18 protein-coding genes and 1 tRNA gene are annotated in these 21,979 nt (G+C 72.1%); 11 read left to right on the forward strand and 8 right to left on the reverse strand.

Going from position 1 to position 21,979, the window contains the following annotated elements; all coding sequences use genetic code 11:
* Positions 1 to 11: 11 nt before the first annotated feature.
* Positions 12 to 1,163, forward strand: coding sequence for a P1 family peptidase (locus ACWDR0_RS25225; RefSeq protein WP_456354032.1), 1,152 nt, complete (start codon positions 12 to 14; stop codon positions 1,161 to 1,163).
* A gap of 186 nt (positions 1,164 to 1,349) precedes the next feature.
* A complete protein-coding gene (locus ACWDR0_RS25230) occupies positions 1,350 to 2,315 on the forward strand; it encodes a DUF6227 family protein (protein ID WP_456354033.1) in 966 nt (321 codons plus the stop codon).
* Between the two features lie 138 nt (positions 2,316 to 2,453).
* Here ACWDR0_RS25230 and ACWDR0_RS25235 read toward each other — a convergent pair whose 3' ends face one another.
* Positions 2,454 to 4,130: an MFS transporter gene (locus ACWDR0_RS25235; RefSeq protein ID WP_456354034.1), complete on the reverse strand. Its 1,677-nt coding sequence runs from the start codon at positions 4,128 to 4,130 to the stop codon at positions 2,454 to 2,456.
* Positions 4,131 to 4,192: 62 nt separating this feature from the next.
* Here ACWDR0_RS25235 and ACWDR0_RS25240 point away from each other — a divergent pair, with 62 nt between their 5' ends.
* On the forward strand, positions 4,193 to 5,167 hold the full coding sequence (locus ACWDR0_RS25240; protein ID WP_456354035.1) for a helix-turn-helix transcriptional regulator: 975 nt from the start codon (positions 4,193 to 4,195) through the stop codon (positions 5,165 to 5,167).
* A 270-nt stretch (positions 5,168 to 5,437) separates the two neighbouring features.
* Here the strand turns inward: ACWDR0_RS25240 and ACWDR0_RS25245 are convergent, their stop codons facing one another.
* Positions 5,438 to 6,439, reverse strand: coding sequence for a sigma-70 family RNA polymerase sigma factor (locus ACWDR0_RS25245; protein WP_456354036.1), 1,002 nt, complete (start codon positions 6,437 to 6,439; stop codon positions 5,438 to 5,440).
* 148 nt (positions 6,440 to 6,587) lie between these two features.
* Here ACWDR0_RS25245 and ACWDR0_RS25250 point away from each other — a divergent pair, with 148 nt between their 5' ends.
* The gene (locus ACWDR0_RS25250; RefSeq protein WP_456354037.1) at positions 6,588 to 7,127 is read left to right on the forward strand and encodes an N-acetyltransferase family protein; all 540 of its coding nucleotides are present in this window, start codon (positions 6,588 to 6,590) and stop codon (positions 7,125 to 7,127) included.
* 192 nt (positions 7,128 to 7,319) lie between these two features.
* Entirely contained in the window at positions 7,320 to 8,387 is a 1,068-nt protein-coding gene (locus tag ACWDR0_RS25255) for a questin oxidase family protein (protein WP_456354038.1), read from the forward strand.
* Positions 8,388 to 8,456: 69 nt separating this feature from the next.
* Here the strand turns inward: ACWDR0_RS25255 and ACWDR0_RS25260 are convergent, their stop codons facing one another.
* Entirely contained in the window at positions 8,457 to 9,257 is an 801-nt protein-coding gene (locus tag ACWDR0_RS25260; protein WP_456354039.1) for a dioxygenase family protein, read from the reverse strand.
* A 91-nt stretch (positions 9,258 to 9,348) separates the two neighbouring features.
* On the opposite strand from ACWDR0_RS25260, the gene ACWDR0_RS25265 reads away from it, so the two are divergent.
* The gene (locus tag ACWDR0_RS25265; protein ID WP_456354040.1) at positions 9,349 to 9,927 is read left to right on the forward strand and encodes a MarR family winged helix-turn-helix transcriptional regulator; all 579 of its coding nucleotides are present in this window, start codon (positions 9,349 to 9,351) and stop codon (positions 9,925 to 9,927) included.
* 414 nt (positions 9,928 to 10,341) lie between these two features.
* Here ACWDR0_RS25265 and ACWDR0_RS25270 read toward each other — a convergent pair whose 3' ends face one another.
* On the reverse strand, positions 10,342 to 11,895 hold the full coding sequence (locus ACWDR0_RS25270) for an MFS transporter (RefSeq protein WP_456354041.1): 1,554 nt from the start codon (positions 11,893 to 11,895) through the stop codon (positions 10,342 to 10,344).
* A 251-nt stretch (positions 11,896 to 12,146) separates the two neighbouring features.
* Entirely contained in the window at positions 12,147 to 12,866 is a 720-nt protein-coding gene (locus tag ACWDR0_RS25275; protein ID WP_456354055.1) for a TetR/AcrR family transcriptional regulator, read from the reverse strand.
* Between the two features lie 416 nt (positions 12,867 to 13,282).
* Between ACWDR0_RS25275 and ACWDR0_RS25280 the strand changes: the two genes are divergently transcribed.
* Positions 13,283 to 14,701 carry a M6 family metalloprotease domain-containing protein gene (locus tag ACWDR0_RS25280; RefSeq protein ID WP_456354042.1) on the forward strand — a complete coding sequence of 473 codons (1,419 nt, stop codon included), beginning with the start codon at positions 13,283 to 13,285 and terminating at the stop codon, positions 14,699 to 14,701.
* Between the two features lie 87 nt (positions 14,702 to 14,788).
* Here ACWDR0_RS25280 and ACWDR0_RS25285 read toward each other — a convergent pair whose 3' ends face one another.
* Complete coding sequence (locus ACWDR0_RS25285; RefSeq protein ID WP_456354043.1) at positions 14,789 to 16,435, reverse strand: class I adenylate-forming enzyme family protein; 1,647 nt, start codon at positions 16,433 to 16,435, stop codon at positions 14,789 to 14,791.
* 215 nt (positions 16,436 to 16,650) lie between these two features.
* On the opposite strand from ACWDR0_RS25285, the gene ACWDR0_RS25290 reads away from it, so the two are divergent.
* Positions 16,651 to 16,723 (forward strand) — tRNA-Arg (locus ACWDR0_RS25290).
* Positions 16,724 to 16,819: 96 nt separating this feature from the next.
* Here the strand turns inward: ACWDR0_RS25290 and ACWDR0_RS25295 are convergent.
* Positions 16,820 to 17,143 (reverse strand): helix-turn-helix domain-containing protein, encoded by a 324-nt coding sequence (locus tag ACWDR0_RS25295; protein WP_456354044.1) that lies wholly within the window; start codon positions 17,141 to 17,143, stop codon positions 16,820 to 16,822.
* A gap of 190 nt (positions 17,144 to 17,333) precedes the next feature.
* Here ACWDR0_RS25295 and ACWDR0_RS25300 point away from each other — a divergent pair, with 190 nt between their 5' ends.
* Positions 17,334 to 17,600 (forward strand): hypothetical protein, encoded by a 267-nt coding sequence (locus ACWDR0_RS25300; RefSeq protein WP_456354045.1) that lies wholly within the window; start codon positions 17,334 to 17,336, stop codon positions 17,598 to 17,600.
* Complete coding sequence (locus ACWDR0_RS25305) at positions 17,597 to 18,043, forward strand: hypothetical protein (RefSeq protein WP_456354046.1); 447 nt, start codon at positions 17,597 to 17,599, stop codon at positions 18,041 to 18,043. Before ACWDR0_RS25300 ends, ACWDR0_RS25305 begins: the two co-directional genes overlap by 4 nt.
* 87 nt (positions 18,044 to 18,130) lie before the next feature.
* Here ACWDR0_RS25305 and ACWDR0_RS25310 read toward each other — a convergent pair whose 3' ends face one another.
* Complete coding sequence (locus ACWDR0_RS25310; RefSeq protein WP_456354047.1) at positions 18,131 to 18,694, reverse strand: hypothetical protein; 564 nt, start codon at positions 18,692 to 18,694, stop codon at positions 18,131 to 18,133.
* Positions 18,695 to 19,088: 394 nt separating this feature from the next.
* Here ACWDR0_RS25310 and ACWDR0_RS25315 point away from each other — a divergent pair.
* The coding region (locus tag ACWDR0_RS25315; protein ID WP_456354048.1) for an FG-GAP-like repeat-containing protein at positions 19,089 to 21,979 on the forward strand (2,891 nt) is incomplete at its 3' end.

The following is a 21,979-nucleotide window of genomic DNA, read 5'->3' on the forward strand; positions in this document are numbered from 1 at the left end:
ACGCAGAAGCCATGACGGACGCAGAGGGTGTACGGGACGGGCGGAGCGGGCACGACGCGCTGACGGATGTGGCGGGTCTGCGGGTGGGTCATGCGGAGGTGCCGGGTGCGGGGGCGCTGAGCGGGACGACGGTGGTGCTGGCGCCGGTGGGGGGTGCGGTGGCGGCGGTGGACGTACGGGGCGGTGGTCCGGGCACCCGGGAGACGGACGCGCTGGACCCGCGGAATCTGGTGCAGCGGGTGGAGGCCGTGGTGCTGACGGGCGGCAGCGCGTTCGGGCTGGACGCGGCGGGTGGGGTGATGGCGTGGCTGGAGGAGCGGGGGCGGGGGGTGCCGGTGGCTCCGGGACGGGTGGTGCCGGTGGTTCCGGCGGCCTGTCTGTTCGATCTGGGGCGCGGCGGGGACTGGGGGGCGCGGCCGGGGGCGGCGGAGGGCCGGGCGGCGGTGGCGGCCGCGGAGGCGTCGGGTGATGGTGCTCCGGTGGTGATGGGGAACGCCGGGGCGGGTGCGGGGGCGGTGGCGGGTGCGCTGAAGGGGGGTGTGGGGACGGCGAGTACGGTGCTGAGGGGTGCCGGGGCGGGCGGTGCCGATGTGACGGTGGGGGCGCTGGTGGTGGCCAATGCGGCGGGGTCGGTGCTGGATCCGGTGACGGGGGTGCTGTACGGGCAGTATCTGCACGGGACGGGTGACGCGGCGGCCGACGGCACGGCCGGGTCCGCCGAGTCGGCCGAGCCCTCCGGGCCCGAAGGGGCTTCCGGGGCGGAGTGGATCCGGTTTCCGGATCCCGCCGTGCACGCGGCGGCCCTGCGGCGTCTGGCGGCGGCGCAGGAGGCGAACGGTCCCCAGCCGCTGAACACCACGCTGGTGGTGGTGGCGACGGATGCCGACCTGGTCCGGGCGCAGGCGCACAAGCTTGCGGGTACGGCGCATGACGGTATCGCGCGCGCCGTTCGGCCGGTGCATCTGCTCAATGACGGTGACACGGTCTTCGCGCTCGCCACGGGTGCGGTCCCGCTGCCCGCGGAGGATCCGCTGGCGCTCAACGGGGTGCTGGCGGCGGGGGCCGACGTGGTGTCGCGGGCGCTGGTGAAGGCGGTGCTGGCGGCGGAGTCGGTGACGGGTCCCGGCGGGGTGTATCCGGCGTACCGCGATCTCTATCGGTAGCCCCACCGCACCCGTCGTACTCCTGGCCGAGGACATCAACTGACATGCCAGATATGCACCGTTGACAGCGCAGGGGAACTTCCTCAAGAGTTCCTTCGTTTTCGGTAACGCTGGACGCGGTGTCGGACGCAGGGGCTACTTTTAGCAATCAACGTGTTACTTGTGGCGACGGCCAGGAGACCCACTTTGAACGATCCGTACGAGACAACCGAGACGCACCTCGCGCGACTCCTGGGTCGGGCGCTCAACTCTTTCGACCTGCCCGACGCGACGGTCGAGAGACTGGACTCGGCTCTGGCTCACGCGAGTTCGCTGCACTCCTCGCACCACAGCGCGGACCTGGACCGTGCCACGTACCGCCACGCCTATCTGCTCGCCGACGGCTCCTCGGTGGTGCTCTGGGAGCTGGTGCACAGCTCGGGGCAGGGCGGTTCGGAGCAGCACGAGGTGTACGCGGACGAGTCGGAGGTGCGGCTGGCCGCGTCCCGGCTGCCGTCGGGCTTTCCCGGTTTCGCGGACACGGGTCCGGCGGGCCGCCCCGGCCCCGGGTCCGGCCCGGGCAGCCGGTCCTCCGAGGACGATATCGGTGGCGGTGCCAATGGCCGCGGCAGTGGCAGCGGCAGTGCTGACGGGGTGGACGGCGTGCCGGATGCCGGTGACCGGGGTCCGCTCGGGCCTGCGGGTTTCGGTTCCGACGGCCTTGCGGGCAGCGGTTTCGGCCCGCTCCCCGGCCCGGGTTTCGACAGCGATATCGACCTGCTCGCCGGTCTGCTGTCGGCGCCGCCCGCTCCGCTCCCCCGGATGTACGTCCCGGACAATTCCGCCGACCACGCCCGCCGGGTGCTGCGACGCGCGGAGAACCCGGACGGCCCCGGGCCGGAGACGGCGGAGCTGCTGCGGGGCGCCTTCGCCCACCACATCACGCAGGTCTTCGGCCGCCAGTGCCGGGTCGGCGACCGGGAGGCCGGATTCACCCTCTACGAGCATGCGTTTCTGCTGATCGACGGGGCCGAGGTGTCCCTCTGGGAGGTCGAGCACACGGCGACTCCCGACGGCCGGCATATGTGCGAGGTGTATCTGTCGGAGAGCGGTGCGCGGGAAGCGATGGAGTCGCGGGGACGGGGCCGTTCGGTGCCGCGGGCCGGCCTCTGACGCGCCTCTGAGACCCCCACCCGGCCGACCGCACCCGACCGCACGAGGCGACACGGGCCGCACCGGGTGACGGTACGGCCGAAGGCCCCGGGGAGCTTCCCCTGGGCCTTCGGTCCTCGGTTCCGTACGGAGGGTGCTTCAGCGGGTCAGTACGGCGTCCCTGACCTCGTCGTCCTCGCCGCCCCCGATGCCCCGCCCGGCGTCCGCCGCCGTCGCCGGCGGCTCCTCCGGGAGGTCGGCGCCGCCCTCCAGATGCTGGGCCGGGCGGGCGGGCAGGGCGAACATCAGCAGGAAGATCACCGCCAGGACCGCGACGATCCACCACAGCGAATTCTCGAAGGCCTGCGAGAAGGCCGTACCCGCGGTGGCCGGGGTGAGCCGCTCCTCGTCGACGGAGCCGAAGAAGACCACCGCGACCAGTCCGAGCCCGAGCGCGGTGCCCATCTGCTGCACCGTGCTGATCAGCCCGGACGCCGATCCGGCGTGCTCGCGCGGTACGCCCGAGAGGATGGCGTCCGTCAGCGGTGCCACGATCAGCCCCATGCCGAGGCCCATCAGGATCAGCGGTGCCGTCATCTGCCAGGTGGTGATGGCGGTCCCGTAGTGGTCGGCCTCCCAGATGTAGAGCAGGATTCCGGCGATCATCGTCAGCGCTCCGGCCTGGAGGACCTTCCGGCCGAACTTCGGCACCAGCTTCTGGACCGAGATTCCCGCCGCGACGGACACGGCGATCGAGAACGGGACGCCCGTCAGTCCGGCGCGCAGCGCGCTCCAGCCCAGACCGGTCTGCATGTAGATCGTCCAGACCAGGAAGAAGACGCCGAGCGCCAGGCCGAAGACGAGCTGGACGGAGATCCCGGCCGCGAAGGACTTGATGGAGAAGAGGGAGAGCTCGATGAGCGGGGAGCCGTCCTTGCGCGCCTTGTGGCGCTCGTACACCACCAGGGCACCGAAGACCGGCACGCTGCCCGCCATGCAGACGAAGCCCCAGACGGGCCAGTCCAGCTCATGGCCGCGGGTCAGCGGGTAGACCAGCATCAGCATGGCGGTGGTGACCAGGAGGACGCCGACCAGGTCGAGGCGGAGTGCCTTGGGGGCCCGGGACTCGGTGATGTACTTGCGGCCCAGGATCAGCCCGGCGATACCGACGGGCAGGTTGATCAGGAAGATCGGCCGCCATTCGAGGCCGAAGAGGTTCCACTCGGTGAGCAGGGCGCCGAGGAGCGGCCCCGAGACCGCCCCGAGCCCGACGACGGCGCCGAAGAGTCCGAAGACCTTGCCGCGTTCATGGGCCGGGAAGGTGGTGTGGACGATCGCCAGGACCTGGGGGACCATCAGGGCGGCCATGGCGCCCTGGAACAGCCGGGCCGCGATCAGCATCTCGGGGTTGGCGGCGAGACCGCAGAGCGCGGACGCGACGGTGAATCCGCTGATGCCGACGAGGAAGAGGCGCTTGCGGCCGTAGATGTCGCCGAGCCTGCCGCCCGTGATCAGTCCGGCCGCGAAGGCCAGGGCGTATCCGGCGGTGATCCACTGGATGGCGCCGAAGGACGCGTCGATGGTCCGCTCGATGCTGGGGATCGCGATATTGACGATGGTGACATCGACGAGGTCCATAAAGGCGGCCGTCATGATCACGGCGAGGGCGATCCACCGGCGCCGGTCGGCCTCCGCTCCGGCGGCCGGGCCGGTGTGATCCGCGGGGGCGGAGCGGTCAGCGGGGGCGTCGGCCGGGGGCTCCGGAGCGCCCGTCCGGGCCGCCGGACCACCGCTCAGGGCCGCCGGATCACTGCTCAGGTCTGGCTGTGAGGTCATGGGAGGACGGTAGAAGTCCACTAGGACAAAAGAAGTCCTAGTTGGGCGTCATCCTGGGGAACATGACGGATACACCAGTGCGACTGCTGAATCTTCTGTCCCTTCTCCAGACACCGCGTGAATGGCCGGGCAGCGAGCTGGCCGGCCGCCTCTCGGTGAGTACCCGGACCATCCGCCGGGATATCGACCGGCTCCGGGATCTGGGCTATCCGGTGGAGGCCACCAAGGGGGCGATCGGCGGATACCGGCTGGTCGCGGGGGCCGCGCTGCCTCCACTGCTGCTCGACGACGAGGAGGCGGTGGCGATCGCGGTAGGGCTGCGGGCCGGGGCGGGACATGCCATCGAGGGCATCGAGGAGGCTTCCGTACGGGCCCTGGCCAAGCTGGAGCAGGTACTGCCGAACCGGCTGCGGCACCGGGTGACGACCTTGCAGAACGCGACGATCCCGCTGGTCCGCGGCGACGGCGCGACCATCGACCCCCGGACCCTGACGGGGATCGCGGGCGCGGTCAGCGGGCGGGAGAAGCTGCGCTTCGGCTATCGCGCCGGGGACGGCACGGAGTCGAAGCGGCTGGTGGAGCCGTACCGGCTGGTCTCGACCGGGTGGCGCTGGTATCTGGTGGCGTACGACCTGGGCCGGGAGGACTGGCGGACCTTCCGGGTGGACCGGGTGTCGGAACCGTTCCCGACGGGGGCGCGGTTCACGGCGCGGGAGCTGCCGATGGGCAGCGGGGCGGAGCTGCTGAAGGCGACCATGTCGCCGACGCGGCCGGGGACGCGCGGCGAGTACGACGTGGACGTGGCGTTCGAGGCACCCGCGGAGTTCGTGACGGCGCGGCTGCCGGGGCATCTGGGCACGCCGGTCCCGACGGGCCCCGAGAGCTGCCGGCTGCGGCACCGCTCCACGGATTCCGTGGAGTGGCTGGCGCTGCGGCTGGCCCTGGTGGAGTGCGAGTTCACCGTCCACGGACCGGCGGAGCTGGTGGCGTACGTGAGCGACCTCGGCGCCCGTCTGACCCGCTCGGCACCGGCCTGACACCGAGGGGCCGGGGCCGACGGGGGCGCGGCCCGGGCCGGGGGGCCGCCGGGGGCGTGGGCCGGGGCCGTACGGGAAGGACTCCGGGCCGTACTGGAAGAGCCCGGGGCCGTACGGAAAGGGAAGGACCCCGAGGCCGGGGGGAGGGCCTCGGGGTCCGCTCGGTGGGGGCCTCGGAGGGCCCCGGGGTGGCGGCGGGGTCGCGGGGACCCGCCGCCGGGTCGGGCACCGGCGGGGCCGCTTCCGGCGGCCGCCGTCGCACCCGGGTCGTTACGCCGCCTCGTCGAAGCCGGTGTCCCGGGCCATGCGCTTCAGCTCCAGCAGCGCGTGCTTCTCGATCTGACGGATCCGCTCGCGCGTCAGACCGTGCTGCTTGCCGACTTCGGTCAGGGTGCGCTCCCGGCCGTCGACGATGCCGTACCGCATCCGGATGATGGACGCGGTCCGCTGGTCGAGCTGGCCGATCAGATCGTCGAGCCCCTCGCTGCGCAGCAGGGTGAGCACGGACTGCTCGGGCGAGATGGCGGAGGTGTCCTCCAGCAGATCGCCGAACTGCGTCTCGCCCGCGTCGTCCACGGCCATGTTCAGGCTGACGGGGTCGCGGGCCCAGTCGAGGACGTCGGTGACGCGCTCGGGGGTGGAGCCCAGCTCCTGCGCGATCTCGGCCGCCTCGGGCTCCCGGCCCTTCTCGCGGTTGAACTCGCGCTGCACCCGGCGGATCCGGCCCAGCTCCTCCACCAGATGGACGGGGAGCCGGATGGTGCGGGACTGGTCGGCTATGGAGCGGGTGATGGCCTGGCGGATCCACCAGGTCGCATAGGTGGAGAACTTGAAGCCCTTGGCGTAGTCGAACTTCTCGACCGCGCGGACCAGGCCCGCGTTCCCCTCCTGGATCAGGTCGAGCAGCGGCAGGCCGCTGCGCGGATAGCGCCGGGCGACGGCCACGACCAGCCGGAGGTTGGAGCGGATGAACTCGTCCTTGGCACGTTCGCCGGCGGCCGCCAGCGCCTCCAGTTCGTCGCGCGCGGCTCCGCCCGCGTCGCTCTCCGCCTGGCCGTCGAGGATCTGCCGGGCGTAGACCCCGGCCTCGATGGTCTGGGACAGCTCCACTTCGCGGGCCGCGTCCAGCAGCGGCGTACGCGCGATCTCGTCGAGGTACATGCCGACCAGGTCGCGGTCGGCGATCTCTCCGCCGGAGGCGCGAGCGCTGCTGGCCCGGCCAGTGGTCCTGGTGGTCTCGGACTGGCGACGGGCGACGGCACGGGTGGCCATGCGAGCTCCCTTGCTGAGTAGGTCGCGACACCCTTGCGGGTGCCCTGCTTCCGATGGAATCAACGATTGCAATCCGGACAGAATTCCCGTGGAGCCCGACATTTTTTATGATCTTGCAGTACCCTGTCCGGCCACACGAGGAGGTCGCATGATCGGGTCCGGGCAGAAGCCCACAGAGGTGCAGGTCAGAGCGGGTACGGAGGCCGATCTCAACGAGCTGACCGCGCTCTACAACCACTATGTCGAAGAGACGCCCATCACCTTCGACACGGCTCCCTTCACACCCGGGGAGCGGCTTCCGTGGTTGCGCTCCCACCCTGAAGACGGCCCCCACCGGCTTCTGGTTGCCCGGGATGCCGGAGAGGTCCTGCTCGGGTACGTCACCACGAGCCCCCTGCGCCCCAAGGCGGCGTACGCGACATCCGTCGAGGTCAGCATCTACTGCGCGCCCGACGCGGGCGGCAAGGGCGTGGGCACGGCGCTCTACGAGCACCTGTTCAAGGCGCTGGAGGGCGAGGACGTCCACCGGGCGTACGCGGGGATAACCCAGCCGAACGACGCCTCGGTACGGCTCCACACCCGCTTCGGCTTCCGCCCCGTCGGGACGTACACCGAGGCCGGGCGGAAGTTCGGCCGCTACTGGGACATCACCTGGTACGAGAAGCGGCTCGGCCCCGGCGAGGCGTAGCGCCCGGGGGCGGCGGGCCCGCGGCGTGGCATGGCGCCGGGCGCGGCGGGCGGGCCCGGCCCCCGGGGTACCGGCCCCAGGCCCCAGGTCCAGGAGCCCGGGTACCGGTCCCCGGGTCGTAGGACCGATGACCGCCCCCGCTGGGCCCCCGGTCCGTTACGGGCCGCTCCGGAGCGCGCCTACTGTCACGCCATGAGCACCGAGCCCCGCCCCGTCCCGCACCTCTCCCGGCCCGCCGCCGACACCACCGGCGTCCTCGACGAGGCCCTCGAACGCATCCACACCTCCGGCCCCGAGTTCCTCGGCTGGCTGAGCAATCACGCGCCGATGGCCGTCGAGGCCCTGGTCCGCCACGGCGAGTCCGGCTCGGTCCACCGGTGGCTCGACCGCTACCGCGAAAGACTGGAGGACCTGCCGGCCCCGTACGAGAGGATCACCGCCGCCAACCGGCACGAGGCCCTCGGAGACCCCCGCCGGATCACCGACTGGGCACTCCACTTCGAGCGGGAGGTCGCGGAGCGGCCGTGGCGCGAGGTGCTGGCCGAGTGGTGGCCCGAGCTGCTGCCGGGCATCGCGGGCGGCGCCACGCATCCGGTGATCCGGGTGGGGCATGCCGTACGGACCCTGCTGACGACGGAGGAGACCGCGCCCCGGACCGCCGAGCTGGCGCATGCCCTCGGCTACTGGGCGGCCCGCCACGCGCCGCTGCCCGCCGGGCTCCGGTTCACCCCCGCGCCCGGTACGGCGGCGGAGGCGCTCGACGCGGTCGCCGCCGTACCGGACCAGTCGGGCGGTATCACCTCTCGTCTTGACCAACTGACCGCGCTGCCCGGCTGGGGCGGCGGGCCCGTCTCCCCCGGGGAGGCCGGGGCACGGCTGCGCGAGCTGGTGACCGCCGCGACGCACCGGTACGCCACCCACGGCCATGCGGAGCCGGTGATGCTGGTCCACGCGGCGACCGCGCCCAACGCCGTGCTGCGGACCCTGCCCGCGCTCCCCGAGCGGCTGTGGGCGCCGAGCCTTGGCGCCGCCTGGGCGGCCTCGGCCGCGGTGACCGCGGCGTACGTCCCGACCGGCCTGGCCCCGTGGGAGGGTGCGGGCGGCGCCCCGGACCGGACCCCGGAGGAGATCTTCGCGGCGGCCGCGGCCCACGGCGACGACCACACCATCAAGTTCACGGACACGGCGCTGGACGTCGGGGACGCCACGGCGCTGACGGCCGCGGTCCGCTCCATCGACCTGAACACACCGTTCCGCTGAACCCGCCCCCCTGTCCCCCGGCCCCGGGGGGCTGAAACCTCCCCCTCCTGCCCGCCGGGGCCCGGCGGCTCAGCCGAACTGGAGCGACCGTTTGGCCAGCCCCCACCAGAAGCCGTCGATCACGCTGCGCCCGGCGCCCAGCTCGTCCTCGGCCGCGCCGAGGGTGACGAAGAGCGGAGCGAAGTGTTCGGTACGGGGGTGGGCGAGCCGGCCCGCCGGGGCGGCGTGCTCGAAGTCGAGGAGGGCGTCGATATCGGCACCGTCCAGCGCCTCCCGCCCCCAGGCGTCGAACTCGGTGGACCAGCCCGGTACGCCTTCGTGCCGCAGGGCGGCGAGGTTATGGGTGAAGAAGCCGCTGCCGACGATCAGCACGCCCTCGTCCCGCAGGGGTGCCAGCCTGCGCCCGATCTCCATCAGCCGCTGCGGATCGAGTGTGGGCAGCGATATCTGGAGCACCGGAACCGAGGCGTCCGGGTACATCTCCACCAGGGGTACGTAGGCCCCGTGGTCGAGCCCCCGGTCCGGCACGTCCTGGACCGGGCTTCCGGCGCGGCGCAGCAGTTTCCGTACGGAGTCGGCGAGGGCGGGCGCGCCGGGCGCCGGGTAGCGCACGCCGTAGTAGCGCTCGGGGAAGCCCCAGAAGTCGTAGACCAGCGGCAGGGTGGTGGTGGCACCGACGGCGAGGGGTGCCTCCTCCCAGTGGGCGGAGACCATGAGGATCGCGGCGGGCCGGGGCAGTTCGGCGGACCAGGCGGCGAGCTGGCCGGGCCAGACGGGGTCGTCGGCGAGCGGGGGTGCGCCGTGCGAGAGGTAGATCGCGGGCATGCGCCCCGCCGGGGACGTGCCGGGGGTGTCGGACACGGCGGTCATGGGGGCCTCCAATCAACTTGAAAGTTCAAGCTGCATCCCACCCTAAACCCGATTTAGTTCAACTTTCAAGAATGGGTCGTAGAGTAGGGGTATGAACACGGCATCCACAGCACCCGTCAACGAGGACGAGGACGAGGGCAACGGCGAAGGTGAAGGCGGGAGCGGGACCACGGACCGGGGCGGCCGGGTGCCGCGCTGGCTCACCGATGAGGAACAGCGCGTCTGGCGCGCCTATCTCCATGCCACCACCCTCTTCGACGACCACCTCGACCGCCAGTTGCAGCGGGACGCCGGAATGCCGCATATCTACTACGGGCTGCTGGTCCAGCTGTCGCAGGCGCCGCGCCGCCGCAAGCGGATGACCGACCTGGCGATCGACGCCAAGATCACCCGCTCCCGCCTCTCGCACGCCGTCGCCCGGCTGGAGCAGAAGGGCTGGGTACGGCGCGAGGACTGCCCCTCGGACAAGCGCGGCCAGAACGCGGTGCTGACGGACCAGGGGTACGCGGTGCTGGAGGAGGCCGCGCCCGGCCATGTCGACGCCGTACGCCAGGCGATGTTCGACCGGCTCAGCCCCGAGCAGGTCGCCCAGCTCGGCGAGATCATGCTGATCATCGCGGACGGCCTCCAGCCCTCGGACTCGGGCGCCGACCTGCCCTGGCTCCGCTGACCCGCTCCGGCCCGCGCACGGGCCGGACCACCGGCCCCCGCGTACGGGCCGCCCCGCGCGGCACAAAGGCCCGCACAGCGCGGAGGGCCGCACAGCACGGAGGGCCCCGCCGGATCTCTCCGGCGGGGCCCTCCGCTTCTTTGCCGTCCGCACCGGTATCCCCGGAACCTCCGGCACATCCGGCATATCCAGCGCATCCGGCACCGCACAGCACGGCCGGACCTCCGGCACCGCAGAGGCGGGCCGCGCTCACCCCGGTGGAGCGCGGCCCGCCCGCCTGTTACCGGTCCGCCCGGCCCGGTGCCCGCCGGGCGCCCGGTGCGTTCAGCACACCCGGCACACCCGGCACACCCCGCGTACCCGGCGTACCCGGCGCACCCCGCGTATCCGGCGTACTCAGTGCACTCAGTGCACTCAGTGCACGATGACGGGAACCTTCACCTCGGCGTCCGCGCCCTCGCCGCCGGACGCGGCACCGGCCCCGCCCGCGCCGGGCCTGCCGGCGTTGATCATCGTCAGCGCGATCGCGGAGGCGACCACCAGGATGGCGACCGCCCACCAGATCGCGGTGGTGAAGCCGTGCACCATGCCCTGGAACTGGAGCAGCTTGGGATCGGCCGCCCCGGCCGCGCGGTCGGTGATGAACGAGGTGGTGGCGGAGGCCGCGATGGTGTTCAGCAGCGCCGTACCGATGGCACCGCCGACCTGCTGAGAGGTGTTGACCATCGCGGAGGCGACACCGGCGTCGGTGGGCTCGACCCCGTGGGTGGCCAGCGCCATCGCGGGCATGAAGGCCGTACCCATACCGAGGCCCAGCAGGAGCTGCGCGGGCAGGATCACGGCCGTGTACGAGGTGCCGACCTCCAGCTGGGTCAGCATCAGCATGCCCAGCGCGGCGACCAGGAATCCGGGGCCCATCAGCCAGCGCGCGGGCACCCGGGTCATCAGCCGGGTGCCGATCTGGGTGGAGCCCACGATCATGCCGACGATCATCGGCATAAAGGCGAAACCGGTCTTGACCGGCGAGTACCCCTCGACGACCTGGAGGTAGATCGTCAGGAAGAGGAACAGGCCGAACATCGCGATGATGGCGAGCCCCAGGGAGAGGTAGATCCCGCCCCGGTTGCGCTCGGTCAGTACCCGCAGCGGCAGCAGCGGCGCCTTGACCTTGGACTCGGTGACGACGAAGGCGGCCAGCAGCACCACGGAGGCGACGAACATGCCGATCGTCAGCCCGTCCGACCAGCCGGAGTGCTCGGCACGGGCGAAGCCGTAGACCAGGGCCACCAGACCGAGCGTGGACAGCACGACGCCCGGGATGTCGAGCGCCGAGCGGTTACGGGCGCCCTCGGGCTCCCGGATCACCAGGTAGGCGCCGACGGCCGCGACGATCGCGAAGGGGATGTTGACGTAGAAGGTCCAGCGCCAGTCCAGGTACTCGGTGAGGAATCCGCCAAGGATCAGACCGACGGCGCCACCGCCACCGGCGATCGCACCGTAGATACCGAAGGCCTTGGCGCGCTCCTTGGCGTCGGTGAACATCACGGCGAGCAGCGAGAGCGCGGCGGGCGCCAGCAGCGCGCCGAACACGCCCTGGAGGGCGCGGGCGCCGAGCATCATCGCCTCGCCCGTGGCGGCACCGCCGAGCGCGGAGGCCACGGCGAAGCCGATGAGGCCGACGATAAAGGTCCGCTGTCGGCCCCAGAGGTCGGCTATCCGGCCGCCGAAGAGGAGGAGTCCGCCGAAGGCGAGCGCGTAGGCGGTGATGACCCACTGGCGGTTGCCGTCGGAGATGCCCAGGTCCTCCTGGGCGGTGGGCAGGGCGATGTTCACGATGGTGGCGTCGAGGACGACCATCAGCTGGGCGAGCGCGATGAAGACGAGCGCCTTCCACCGCGCCGGGTCGGCACCGGCCGGGCCGGTATCCGCGAGGGCGGTGTCGGGAAGGGTGCGGTCTGTTTTTGACATGGCTGGGGCCACCTAGGAGTGCGAAGTTCTCGTAAGTACTGAAAGCGGGCAGGTCGGCGTTGTGTACGCCCACCGGTCCGGCGGATCGTTCCGTACGCCCGGGAACGGGCCGTACGCGCCGGGCCCCGGGCCCGTCCGGTCACGGTCGGCGATGAGTCGCGGCCGGGGCGGGTCGAGTCGGGTCAGAAGGTCGGTTCGGAGGTCGGGTCAGGTCGGGTCGGAGGTCAGGTCGGGTCGGAGGTCAGGTCGGGTCAGCGGCTGCAGGGCGGGTGGGGGTGGTTGCGCAAATCCTCCAGGGTGGCTGGTCTGCCGGGGAGTTCGGAACGGGCCGGCCCCTCGACGCCGTCCAGGAAGACCTGGAGGTGGCGGTGGATGAAGGGCTCGTTGCTCTCGGGGCTGGTGCCGGGCAGCGGGCGGGTGAACTGGCCGATGGCGACCATCAGATCGCCCGCGCCGACGTCCGCGCGCATCCGCCCGGCCGACTGCGCCCGCTCGACCAGGGCCGACACCTCCGCCTCCAGACGGGTGCGCCGGACGACCAGTTCGGGATGCTCCCGGTCGAAGGTCTCCCGGATCATCGGGCAGAGCGCCCCGGTGCGCTCGTCGGCGGCGCCGTGCACGAACCGCCGGACCGCGTCGAAGGGGTCGTCCTCCTCCGCGGCCGCCCGGACCGCCAGCTCGCAGGTGCGGTCGAGGACCGCGAGCACAACCTCGTGCACCAGGGACGCACGGTCCGGGAAGTGGCGGTAGAGCGTGGCGTTCCCGATGCCCGCGCCGCGGGCGATCTCGTCGAACGAGACCTCCGGCCCGTACACCGTGAACATGTCCCGGGCGGTCCGGACGATCCGCTCGCGGTTCCGCTGGGCGTCCGCCCGGGGGCGGGTACGCGGGGCACGGGCCGGCAGGTCATGGGCGCACCCGGGGACGGCCTTCACTGCGGCGGCCTCCCCTTCGGCGGTACCGGCGGCGATACACACGGCCCAATCCCCTTTCCCGGCCCTCGGCCGTCCGTTCCGTTCTCTGCTGTTCGGTGCTGTTCGGTGCTGTTCGGTGCTGTTGGTCATCGGCCCGGGACTCCCCGGGTGCCGGCCCTCAGGAAGCGGGGACCGGATCCCCGTTTCCGGGCGGCACTGATGCAAACGGGGAGACCGTCCCCGGTTATTTCCCGGACCGAATGTGACCTGCGTCAAACTTTCCGGTCCCGGGGAAGAACCGCTCCTCACGACCGGCGGTCCTTCCCGTACGCCCCGGGCCGCCCCGGCCTTCCCGACCCACCCACCCACCCACCCGCCCGCCCTCTCCCTCTCCCCCCTGTCCCTACTCCACCCTCCCCCCGAACGGCCCTGCTCCACGAGCGTCCCGCCCCCGCCCGCCGGAGGCTGGGCCCATGCACCACGAGCGCCGCCGGATACGCCCGACCAGCCGGATATCCAGCCGGGGAACCGGCCGGGCGCCCGGCCCCGTCCGCACCACGGACTCCCTCCTCGCGCCGACGCCCGCCACCAGCCGCGGACGGCTCCGGTCGGGCCGCCTGGTCAGGGTCACGGGCCGTGCCCACCCGCGCCGGATCGGCGGCATCGCCGCCCTCCTGGCCCTCGCCATCGCCGCGCTGACCACGGCCAGCGACCCGCTCCCGTCGCCCAGCCGGGCGTCCGCGGGCCCGGCCGCCGCCGTCCCGGACGCCTCCGGCCTCGGCCCCTGTCATCTGCCGGCCTCCCTCGGCATCCAGATGTCCGAGGGCCTGCCGACCCCTCCCGGCTACTCCCCCTCCACCGGCGAGGTCCGGGCCCTCAACCTGATGATCGACTTCCCGGACGCGGTCGGGGAGGGCACGGCCGCGGAACGCCTCGGGGAGTTCTTCCCGCAGACCTCGGACTGGTTCCGGACCAGCTCGTACGGGCGCCTCGACTATGTCCCCCAGGCCCCGGTGACCGGCTGGCTGCGGATGCCGCTGCCGTTCGGCGAGTACGGGATAGAGCGCGGTTCCCCGTACGAGCCGGCGTACCGCGATCTCGTCGAGGACATCGTGAAGGTCGCCGATCCGCAGGTCGACTTCAGCGCGTACGACCTGGTCAACATATTGGTGACACCGAACGCGGGCCCGTCGGCGCTGGACACCGTGCTGTCGGTGACGTTCTCCGGCAACCCGGACGCGCCCGTCGCCGACGGCGTACCCCTGGCGAACACGTCCTTCGTCTACAGTCGCCAGGACGACGGCTCCGGCTCGTACGCGGAGACCGGCTTCCGGGTGCTGCCCCACGAGAACGGCCATGTCTTCGGCCTGCCCGACCTCTACACCGCGGACGGCGGCGGCACGGTCGGGCACTGGGACATCATGTCCGAGGACTGGGGGGCCAACAACGACCTGCTCGGCTGGCACAAGTGGAAGCTGGGCTGGCTGGACCCCGAGCAGATCCACTGCGCGGCCGCGCCCGGCACCGCCGAGTACCGCCTCACCCCGCTCGCGACCTCCGGGGGCGCGAAGATGACGATCGTGCCGGTCTCGGCCGACACCGGATACGCGGTCGAGGTCCGCACCCAGGAGGGCAACGACGACGCCGTCTGCCGTCCGGGGGTCCTCATCTACCGCGTCCAGGCCAATGTGGACACCGGCCAGGGCCCGGTGACGGTCTCCGACAGCCACGCCGACAGCGGCGGCTGCACCAAACGCCCCAATGTGCACGCGGAACTCTCGGACGCGCCGTACCGGCCGGGCCAGACGTTCAAGGACCGGAAGAACGGGGTGGAGATCGCGGTGGTGTCGGAGGAGAAGGACGTCTATACGGTCCGGGTCACCCGCGGCTGACGGCTTCAGGGGCACCGCCCGCTCCGCCCCGCCGCCACATCGCTACATCGCCACAGACCAGGGTCGGAGTCGGGGTCGGGGTCGGGGTCAGTTCGCTGCCTCCCCACCGGAGACGTACCCCGCCAGGGACTCCCGCAGCTCCCCCTTCGCGATCTTCCCCGTGGCGATGCGCGGCACATCCCCGAAGACCACATGGGCGGGCACCTTGTACACCGCGAGCCGGGCCCGCACATGCTCCCGCAGTTGCCCGCCGGTGGCCTCGGCGCCCGGCCGGAGTCGTACGACGGCCGCGACCTCCTCCCCGAGCACCGGATGCGGGACACCGACGACGGCGGCGTCGGCGACCGCCGGATGCCCGTGCAGAACGCCCTCCACCTCCGCGCAGTACACGTTCTCGCCGCCGCGGATCACCACGTCCTTGACGCGGTCGACGACCGCGATCCGGCCGTCGGCGCCGACGACCCCCAGATCGCCGGTCCGGAACCAGCCGTCGGGGGTGAACGCGGCCGCGGTGGCCGCCTCGTCCCGCCAGTAGCCGCGGATCAGCGACTGGCCGCGCAGCAGCAGCTCGCCGTGCTCGTCCGTGCGCACCTCGACGGCGGGGGCGGGAATGCCCGCGGCGGCCGGATCGGCGCGGTAGGCGTCCCCGGAGTGGGCCAGGACACCGCCGCTGGTCTCGGTGAGCCCGTAGCCGGTACGGGGCTCGATACGCGTCCCGTACCGCTCGGCCAGCCGGGCCGTCAGGACGGGCGGCGGGGCGGCGCCGCCGGTGGACAGCTGAGTGAGCGTCGCCAGCGGGCTCCCGGCCCGGTCCGCGGCGTCGAGCAGTTGGAGGGCGGTCGCCGGCACTCCGGACCAGTGGGTGACCCGGTGCCGGTCGATCAGGGCGACCGCGGTGTCCGCGTCCCATGCCCGCATCAGGACGAGCGTGCCGCCCGCGGCCATCATCGCGTAGAGATGGGTGAAGGCGGCGACATGGAAGAAGGGGTACGTCATCAGGGCGACGGGCGCCGGTCCGACACCGGGCACCCCGCCCCGGGCGAGCACGGCCACGGCGGCGTGGAACCGTGGGTGGACGGCCGCCCCGGCCTGCGCGAGCTGGGTGGCGACGGCGCCCTTGGGGCGGCCCGTGGTGCCCGAGGTGTAGATGATCGTGGCGTCGTCCTCGGGCCGTACCTCGACGGCGGGCGGGGCGCCGTACGGATCGGGCGCGGGAAAGTCCTCGTACCGCTCGACGCCCTCCCCGTTCTCCGCACTCCCCCCGAAGACCACGATGCGCGCCCCACCGTTCCGGGCCCGGTCCCGTACCGACGGCAGCTGCTCCTCGTCGACGAGCAGCAGACCCGGAGCGCAGTCGTCCAGGACGTACGCCAGCTCGCTCTCGGTCCACCAGGTGTTGAGGGGTACGGCGACCAGCCCGGCGAACTGGGCGGCCCAGAAGGCCACCTGCCACTCGGGCCGGTTCCGCATCAGCACCGCGGCCCGCTCCCCGGGCCGGATCCCGTACTCCCCGGCGAAGCGCCGGGCGAGCGCGGTGGCGGCGGCGAAGAACTCGCGATAGGTCCAGACGGTGTCCTCCCCGACCAGAAACGGCCGGTCGCCGTGCGCCCAGGTGGCCTCGACGAACTCGACGAGGGTCCGGGGCGCGTTCACGTACTCCAGCCGCCCGTCACCCCCGCGCGCCACCTCGAACGGCCCGCCACTCGCCACCAGCCCCTCGCCCCTCACCGGCACCCCTCCGCTCCCCGTCCCCGGGCGCATCCCCGCCCGCCGACTACCGCGCGGACGCTAGGCCCGCCTCCCCCGCACGTCAAGCCGCACCCGCGCCGGACCCCTGCCCACGGCATCACCACGGTGATCCGCCACCCGCTACACTGTCGGCGGCGGTACGGGCCTGCGTGCGCGGCACCGCCCCGGAGTACCGGCCCTTCAGGACCGTTCTCCACCACGCCTTCGTAGCTCAGGGGATAGAGCACCGCTCTCCTAAAGCGGGTGTCGCAGGTTCGAATCCTGCCGGGGGCACAGACCGAAGGGCCGGCTCGGAGGGGTGATCCCCGGAGTCGGCCCTTCGTCGTGCTCACGGCCGTGCCACCTGCATCCCGGAAGGCGGGCGCGTTCTCAGGCAGCGTGCGGAGTGAAGGTGACACGCGAGTCGCCCTCGTCGATGGCCAGGTTCAAGGTGCCGTCCAGGGCCTTGGCCAGGCGTCGCAGCAGCGGAAGGGTGGGGACGGTGTCACCGCCCTCCATCCGGGACACCTGGGGCTGCGTCATCCCGGCGCGCTCGGCCAGTTCGGCCTGAGACAGCCCGAGCTGGATCCGGCGGTCGTGGACCGCCTGTCCGAGATCACCGGCCAGTCGCGCGTCGACGTACTCCTGGTCGTACTCGACCGCCTCACCCGCAAGCTGCCGGGCCCGGCGTGTTCTCCACGTGCTGTGGTTCATCAGCTCTCCTTACGGCGATCGTAGGCGTGCTCGGCATGGCCGTGCGGCGTCGCAGGTTCGAACCCTGCCGGAGCACCACCTGCACCGCAGGTCGAGGATATTCAGGCCCCTCACCCCTAGGGTGGGCGCGCGGGTACATCAGGATCCGCGGCGACCGGCCACAGCCACCAGAAGCTGGCATACTTCAAGTATGGCAACCCGGAAGATCACCATCACTGTGCCGGAAGAGCTGGTGGAGTCCATCAAGGAGCGCGTTGACGCGCGTGGGGTATCCGGCTACATCGCAGCTGCCGCCGCTCATCAGGACGCCATGGACCGGCTGCGCGAGCTGGCCGAGCGTCTCGAAAGCGAACACGGTGCCGTGACGGACGACGAGCAGCAGGCGGCGCTGGATCGCATCGCCGCCATCGACGGCTGGCACGACGAGCAGCATGCGGGCTCGGACGCGGCCGCGTGAGCCGCGCTGCCCGGGCGAAGCTGCACCGGCCCCGACAGCGCCTCTTCGTTTTCGACTGCGAGGCTCTCTCCAAGGCTGTTCAGGGCGATCGGGAGATCACTGCGCTGGTCAAGACGGCTCCGCGGCTCGACATCCCGATCGCCACCTCGGCACTCACGACCCTGGAAGCCTGGGATCCTCGCGAAACATCGAGGCAGGCGCTGTGGAACTGGACGCTGTCCCGGATCCGCGTCGTGCATACCGATGACCAGGTGATCGCCATGGCACGCGAGATGCTGAAAACAGCCGGTCTGCACGGGCACAAGTACGCCATCGACGCCGTTCTGGCGGCTGTGGCCGGGCGGGAAGCGGCGCAGGGAACCGAGACGACCGTCTTCACGTCCGACACCGACGATATGAGTCAACTCCTCGCGGGCCACTCCGTGCGCGTCGAAAAGGTATGACGAGACACTGCCCCTGTCTCGATGCGGGCTCTCGCCGACTTCCCTGAGCAGCAGACGGGTACGGTGTCCCCGCCCTCGCGTGCCGGGTCACAGGTCGTTGAAGGTCCAGAAGAGGCCGACCTCGGTGTCGGAGACGACGACGAGGCCGCAGTCCTCGGTGAAGACGGTCATGGGGCTGTACCCCAGGGTCTTCAGCGTGAAGTCGAGCGTGCCGGACGGGCTGCCGGTCTTGATGACGTTGGTTCGGTAGGTGGCGTCGTTTCCGTACCGGGCCAGGATCGTCTGTGCCATTGCCCGCAGTTCCTCCGCGGACTCTTCGAAGTACTGGAGGTTCTCCAGGGTGCAACCGCCCTCGGTGAGAGCCAGGAGCAGGTCCTCGGCGCTGTTCCGGTCGATCTCCCGGAGGCGCGGCGCCATGTACTCCGGGGGGTGGCCGGCGAAGGGCCAGAAGGGGTTGCCCGCGCGTTCGGGGTCCTGTGCGGCGTCGTCGATGCGGGCACGGCCCCGGGGGTCCGGCACGGCGCGGGCCATCAATGCGAGGACATCGAACGTCCAGTCGTCGTGACGGCGGGGCCCGGTGGCGATGTACGCGCACGCGTCCCTGTACAGGTGGCGTACGGCGGTGTCCCAGGACCTCTGGTCGGCGGGCATCCGATGCGGGCCTCTCTCAGCGGGTCGCCGGGGCTTGCAGGACATCGAGGTCACGACCGGCTCCGGGGCAGCCGTGTCCCGTCACCGTACCTCCCCATAATGCGGACGTGACCTGGGCCGGCCGGGGCAGAAACCGGATGTGATCCGTCGGGCCTCCCTGATACCGTCGCCATCGCTCGCGGGCACGTGAGGCGGTTCCGTTTACGCCCCTCCCGCGACGCTCACCCTGGGGAGGGGCTCTTTCGTGATTCGTCCGTTGAACAGACGGACCGTGCGCCGGCGGCGTGCGGTCGGTCGTGTCGCTCTTGCCGTCGCGCTCGCCGTGACTGCCGGGACCGCGGTCGCCGCGGGGCCGGCGGGCGCCGTGGGCCGTGCTGATTCCGCAGGTCCCGTCGTGGTCAGCCCGGGCGCGCGTTATGTGCCCCGTGCCACCGTCGTGCTCAACGCCGGTGAGACCGGGTTCCTCACCGCGCAGGAGGGCGACGACCGGCTCCGGTGGATCGACTACTCCACCGGTGCGGCGACCGTGCTCGACGACCGGCTGCCCCAGCCGCTCCGCTACGACGTGGACGAATTCCGCTTCACAAAGTATCCGGCGGACTTCGGTCATGGCTCCGACACCGTCGCCGTGTATACGGAGTCCCCGTCGCCGCGCGTCGTGCTGCGGCAGCGCGGTGGTGCGGAGCTGGGGACGGTTCCGGTGCCGGAGGGGCAGACGTATGTCGCGGCGTACGGCGACACCGTCGTCACCCGCAGCGGTGCCGCGGACGCCGTGACGGGGCTGCACCTGCTGCGGCTGCGGGACGGCGTGGTGCAGGAGCAGAAGGTCGAGGGGCTGCCCGAGGGGTGGACGCTCACCATCAGTGAAGGGGACGCCAGGTCGGTCGCCGTCCGGGGCATCAAGTGGGTGAACAGCTCGATGTCCCAGGGCTGGTGGGTCGTCGACCTCGCCACCGGTGCGGTCAGGACACTCTCCACCCAGGGTGAGAGCGTGTCCTTCGACCGCGACACCGTCTTCCACTTCGGTGCTCCGTCGGGCGATGCCGCCCAGGTGTACCGCCGTGACGATCCGAACGCGGAGCCGGTCACCGCCGATCTGCGGGATGTGAGCTCGTACGGGGATGTCGTACGGCGCTTCGGCGACCGCTTCGTCACCGTGACCCCGCCCAGCGCCGGCAACGAGGGCGGCTACCGGGGCAATCCGCTCGTCCTGCGCGACACCGCGGGGAACCGGGAGAAGCTGCTCGCCGTCGCCGCGCCCTCGGTGCACCGTACGCCCGACGGTTCGGTCCTGGTGGCGGGCGCCGAGCAGGACGGCACCTACGGCGCGCTCGACTGGGGCTACTACCTCTTCACCCCCGCCGCGGACGGAACCGTCGCCCGGAAGCGGCTCGCGGACATCGAGCACCGGGAGGCCCAGCCGGCCGGTATCGCGCTGGGCAGCGGCATCCTCACCACCGCCGACGATTCGCGGTACTACGACCCGCACACCATCATCGGCGGCTTCCGGAGCACCTGGCTCAAGACCTCCGGCCGTCCGGAGGAGCTGAACTCGACCACCGACATGTCGGTGTCCGGCCGGGACGACGACGGCTGCAGCACGGCCCACGGCATCTACTGCGTGACGATGTTCGCGAGCGGCGACGGGCATCACGGCCGCAAGGCCGCGACCGAGCAGGACGTCACCGTGCTCCACCGGAACGGCACCGAGCAGTGGGGGCCGGGCGTGACGTCCGGGCTCGGCAGTCCTCAGCTCGCCGACCTCTCGGGCCGGTTCGGTGTGGTGAACCAGGCGTGGGGCGGCTCGCAGGCGGTGCTCCGCTTCGAGGCGGACGGCAGCGGGAAGACGGTCCTGAAGCGGGAGCCGGTCGCGTCGGCCGTCTGGGGCAGCACCCTCCGGAGCGCCGTCGGCCGCTGGGACGACACCGGGTCGGGCGTCTCGACCATGGTGGAGACGAAGGACCTCTCGACGGGCACTGTCACCACGGCCTTCGACGCGGGCTGTGTCCCAAGCGACCTCCAGGCCGTGGGCCGCTGGACGTACTGGCGGTGCAGCGACTACTGGCACGACTTCAAGGGCGCCGGCCTCTACGACCACCAGACCGGGCGTTCCCTGAAGCTGGGTGCCGACCTCGCGCTCCTCGGTGACGGCTATCTGGTCGGGCAGTCGGCCGCCGGTCTGACCCTCGTCGACTTCCACAACGGGTTCCCAGCCGGTGCCGAGGAGGCCGACCTGCCCCGGCGGGTCGTCGCCACCGCCACCGAACTCGGTGACCGGACCGCGCGCCGGGCCGGGTGGACCGTCGACCGGTTCGGTGGTCATGCCGCGTACACGGGCGCGGACCGCCGGGTGCGGATCGTCCCGTCCGGCGTCCCGGCCTCCCGGATCGCCGTCATCGACACCGACGTGCCCGCCGCGGACATCAGGGCGGGCGCCTGGAAGCCGCGCTGGTGGCTGTCGAAGCCGGCGGCGTCATGGACGCTGGCGCTGAAGAACCGGACGACCGGGGCAGTGGTACGGACGCTCTCCGGCGGCGAGGCCAGGGGGCTGATCGCACCCGAGTGGGACGGCAAGGACACCGCCGGGAAGGACGTCGCGAACGGTTCCTACACCTGGACGCTGGCGGCGAAGCCCGCCGACGGTGTCCAGGCGGACCTCGCCGCCACCGGGACGGTGCAGGTCACCGGCCGCGGTCCCGCCGTACGCCGCGACTACGCGGGCGACGACGGCTACCCGGATCTCTACGCCCGCGGCACCGGCGGCTCGCTCACCGTCTACCGGGGCAATGCGGCCGGTACGGTCTCGGCGAAAGCCGACGGCGGAGTCTGGCCCACCACCTCCACCCTGGTCCCGTTCGGCGACCTCGACGGCGACAACGCCAACGACACCCTGGTCACGGAGCAGGACGGCTCGCTGTACCGCTACTCCCCCGAGCGCGGCAAGGCCGTCACCCCGGACACCCCGCGGACGAGGATCGGCTCCGGCTGGGCGGCCTTCGACGGCCTGACCTACTCGGGCGACCTCACCGCGGACGGCGTCCCGGATCTGGTGGCCCGGCAGACCGCCACCGGTGACCTGTACCTCTTCGCGGGTACGAAGGCGGGCGGCTTCACCCGCACCGGCCGGATCGGCACCAGCTGGAAGAGCCTGACCATCGTCGGCGCGGGAGACCTCAACGGCGACCGGCACGCCGACCTCATCGCCCGTACCGCCAACGGCGACCTCTACCGCTACTACGGCACCGGCAAGGGCACCATCTCCTCCGGCACGAAGATCGGCTCCGG

Source organism: Streptomyces sp. NPDC003691 (genome assembly GCF_053981115.1).

Excerpts from the sequence above, each read along its gene's own strand:
- ACWDR0_RS25260 (WP_456354039.1), bottom strand. The coding sequence starts at position 9,257 with ATGACCGCCGTGTCCGACACCCCCGGCACGTCCCCGGCGGGGCGCATG.
- ACWDR0_RS25255 (WP_456354038.1), top strand. The coding sequence starts at position 7,320 with ATGAGCACCGAGCCCCGCCCCGTCCCGCACCTCTCCCGGCCCGCCGCC.
- ACWDR0_RS25310 (WP_456354047.1), bottom strand. The coding sequence starts at position 18,694 with ATGCCCGCCGACCAGAGGTCCTGGGACACCGCCGTACGCCACCTGTAC.
- ACWDR0_RS25235 (WP_456354034.1), bottom strand. The coding sequence starts at position 4,130 with ATGACCTCACAGCCAGACCTGAGCAGTGATCCGGCGGCCCTGAGCGGT.
- ACWDR0_RS25240 (WP_456354035.1), top strand. The coding sequence starts at position 4,193 with ATGACGGATACACCAGTGCGACTGCTGAATCTTCTGTCCCTTCTCCAG.
- ACWDR0_RS25300 (WP_456354045.1), top strand. The coding sequence starts at position 17,334 with ATGGCAACCCGGAAGATCACCATCACTGTGCCGGAAGAGCTGGTGGAG.
- ACWDR0_RS25295 (WP_456354044.1), bottom strand. The coding sequence starts at position 17,143 with ATGAACCACAGCACGTGGAGAACACGCCGGGCCCGGCAGCTTGCGGGT.
- ACWDR0_RS25225 (WP_456354032.1), top strand. The coding sequence starts at position 12 with ATGACGGACGCAGAGGGTGTACGGGACGGGCGGAGCGGGCACGACGCG.
- ACWDR0_RS25245 (WP_456354036.1), bottom strand. The coding sequence starts at position 6,439 with ATGGCCACCCGTGCCGTCGCCCGTCGCCAGTCCGAGACCACCAGGACC.
- ACWDR0_RS25270 (WP_456354041.1), bottom strand. The coding sequence starts at position 11,895 with ATGTCAAAAACAGACCGCACCCTTCCCGACACCGCCCTCGCGGATACC.
- ACWDR0_RS25265 (WP_456354040.1), top strand. The coding sequence starts at position 9,349 with ATGAACACGGCATCCACAGCACCCGTCAACGAGGACGAGGACGAGGGC.
- ACWDR0_RS25280 (WP_456354042.1), top strand. The coding sequence starts at position 13,283 with ATGCACCACGAGCGCCGCCGGATACGCCCGACCAGCCGGATATCCAGC.
- ACWDR0_RS25250 (WP_456354037.1), top strand. The coding sequence starts at position 6,588 with ATGATCGGGTCCGGGCAGAAGCCCACAGAGGTGCAGGTCAGAGCGGGT.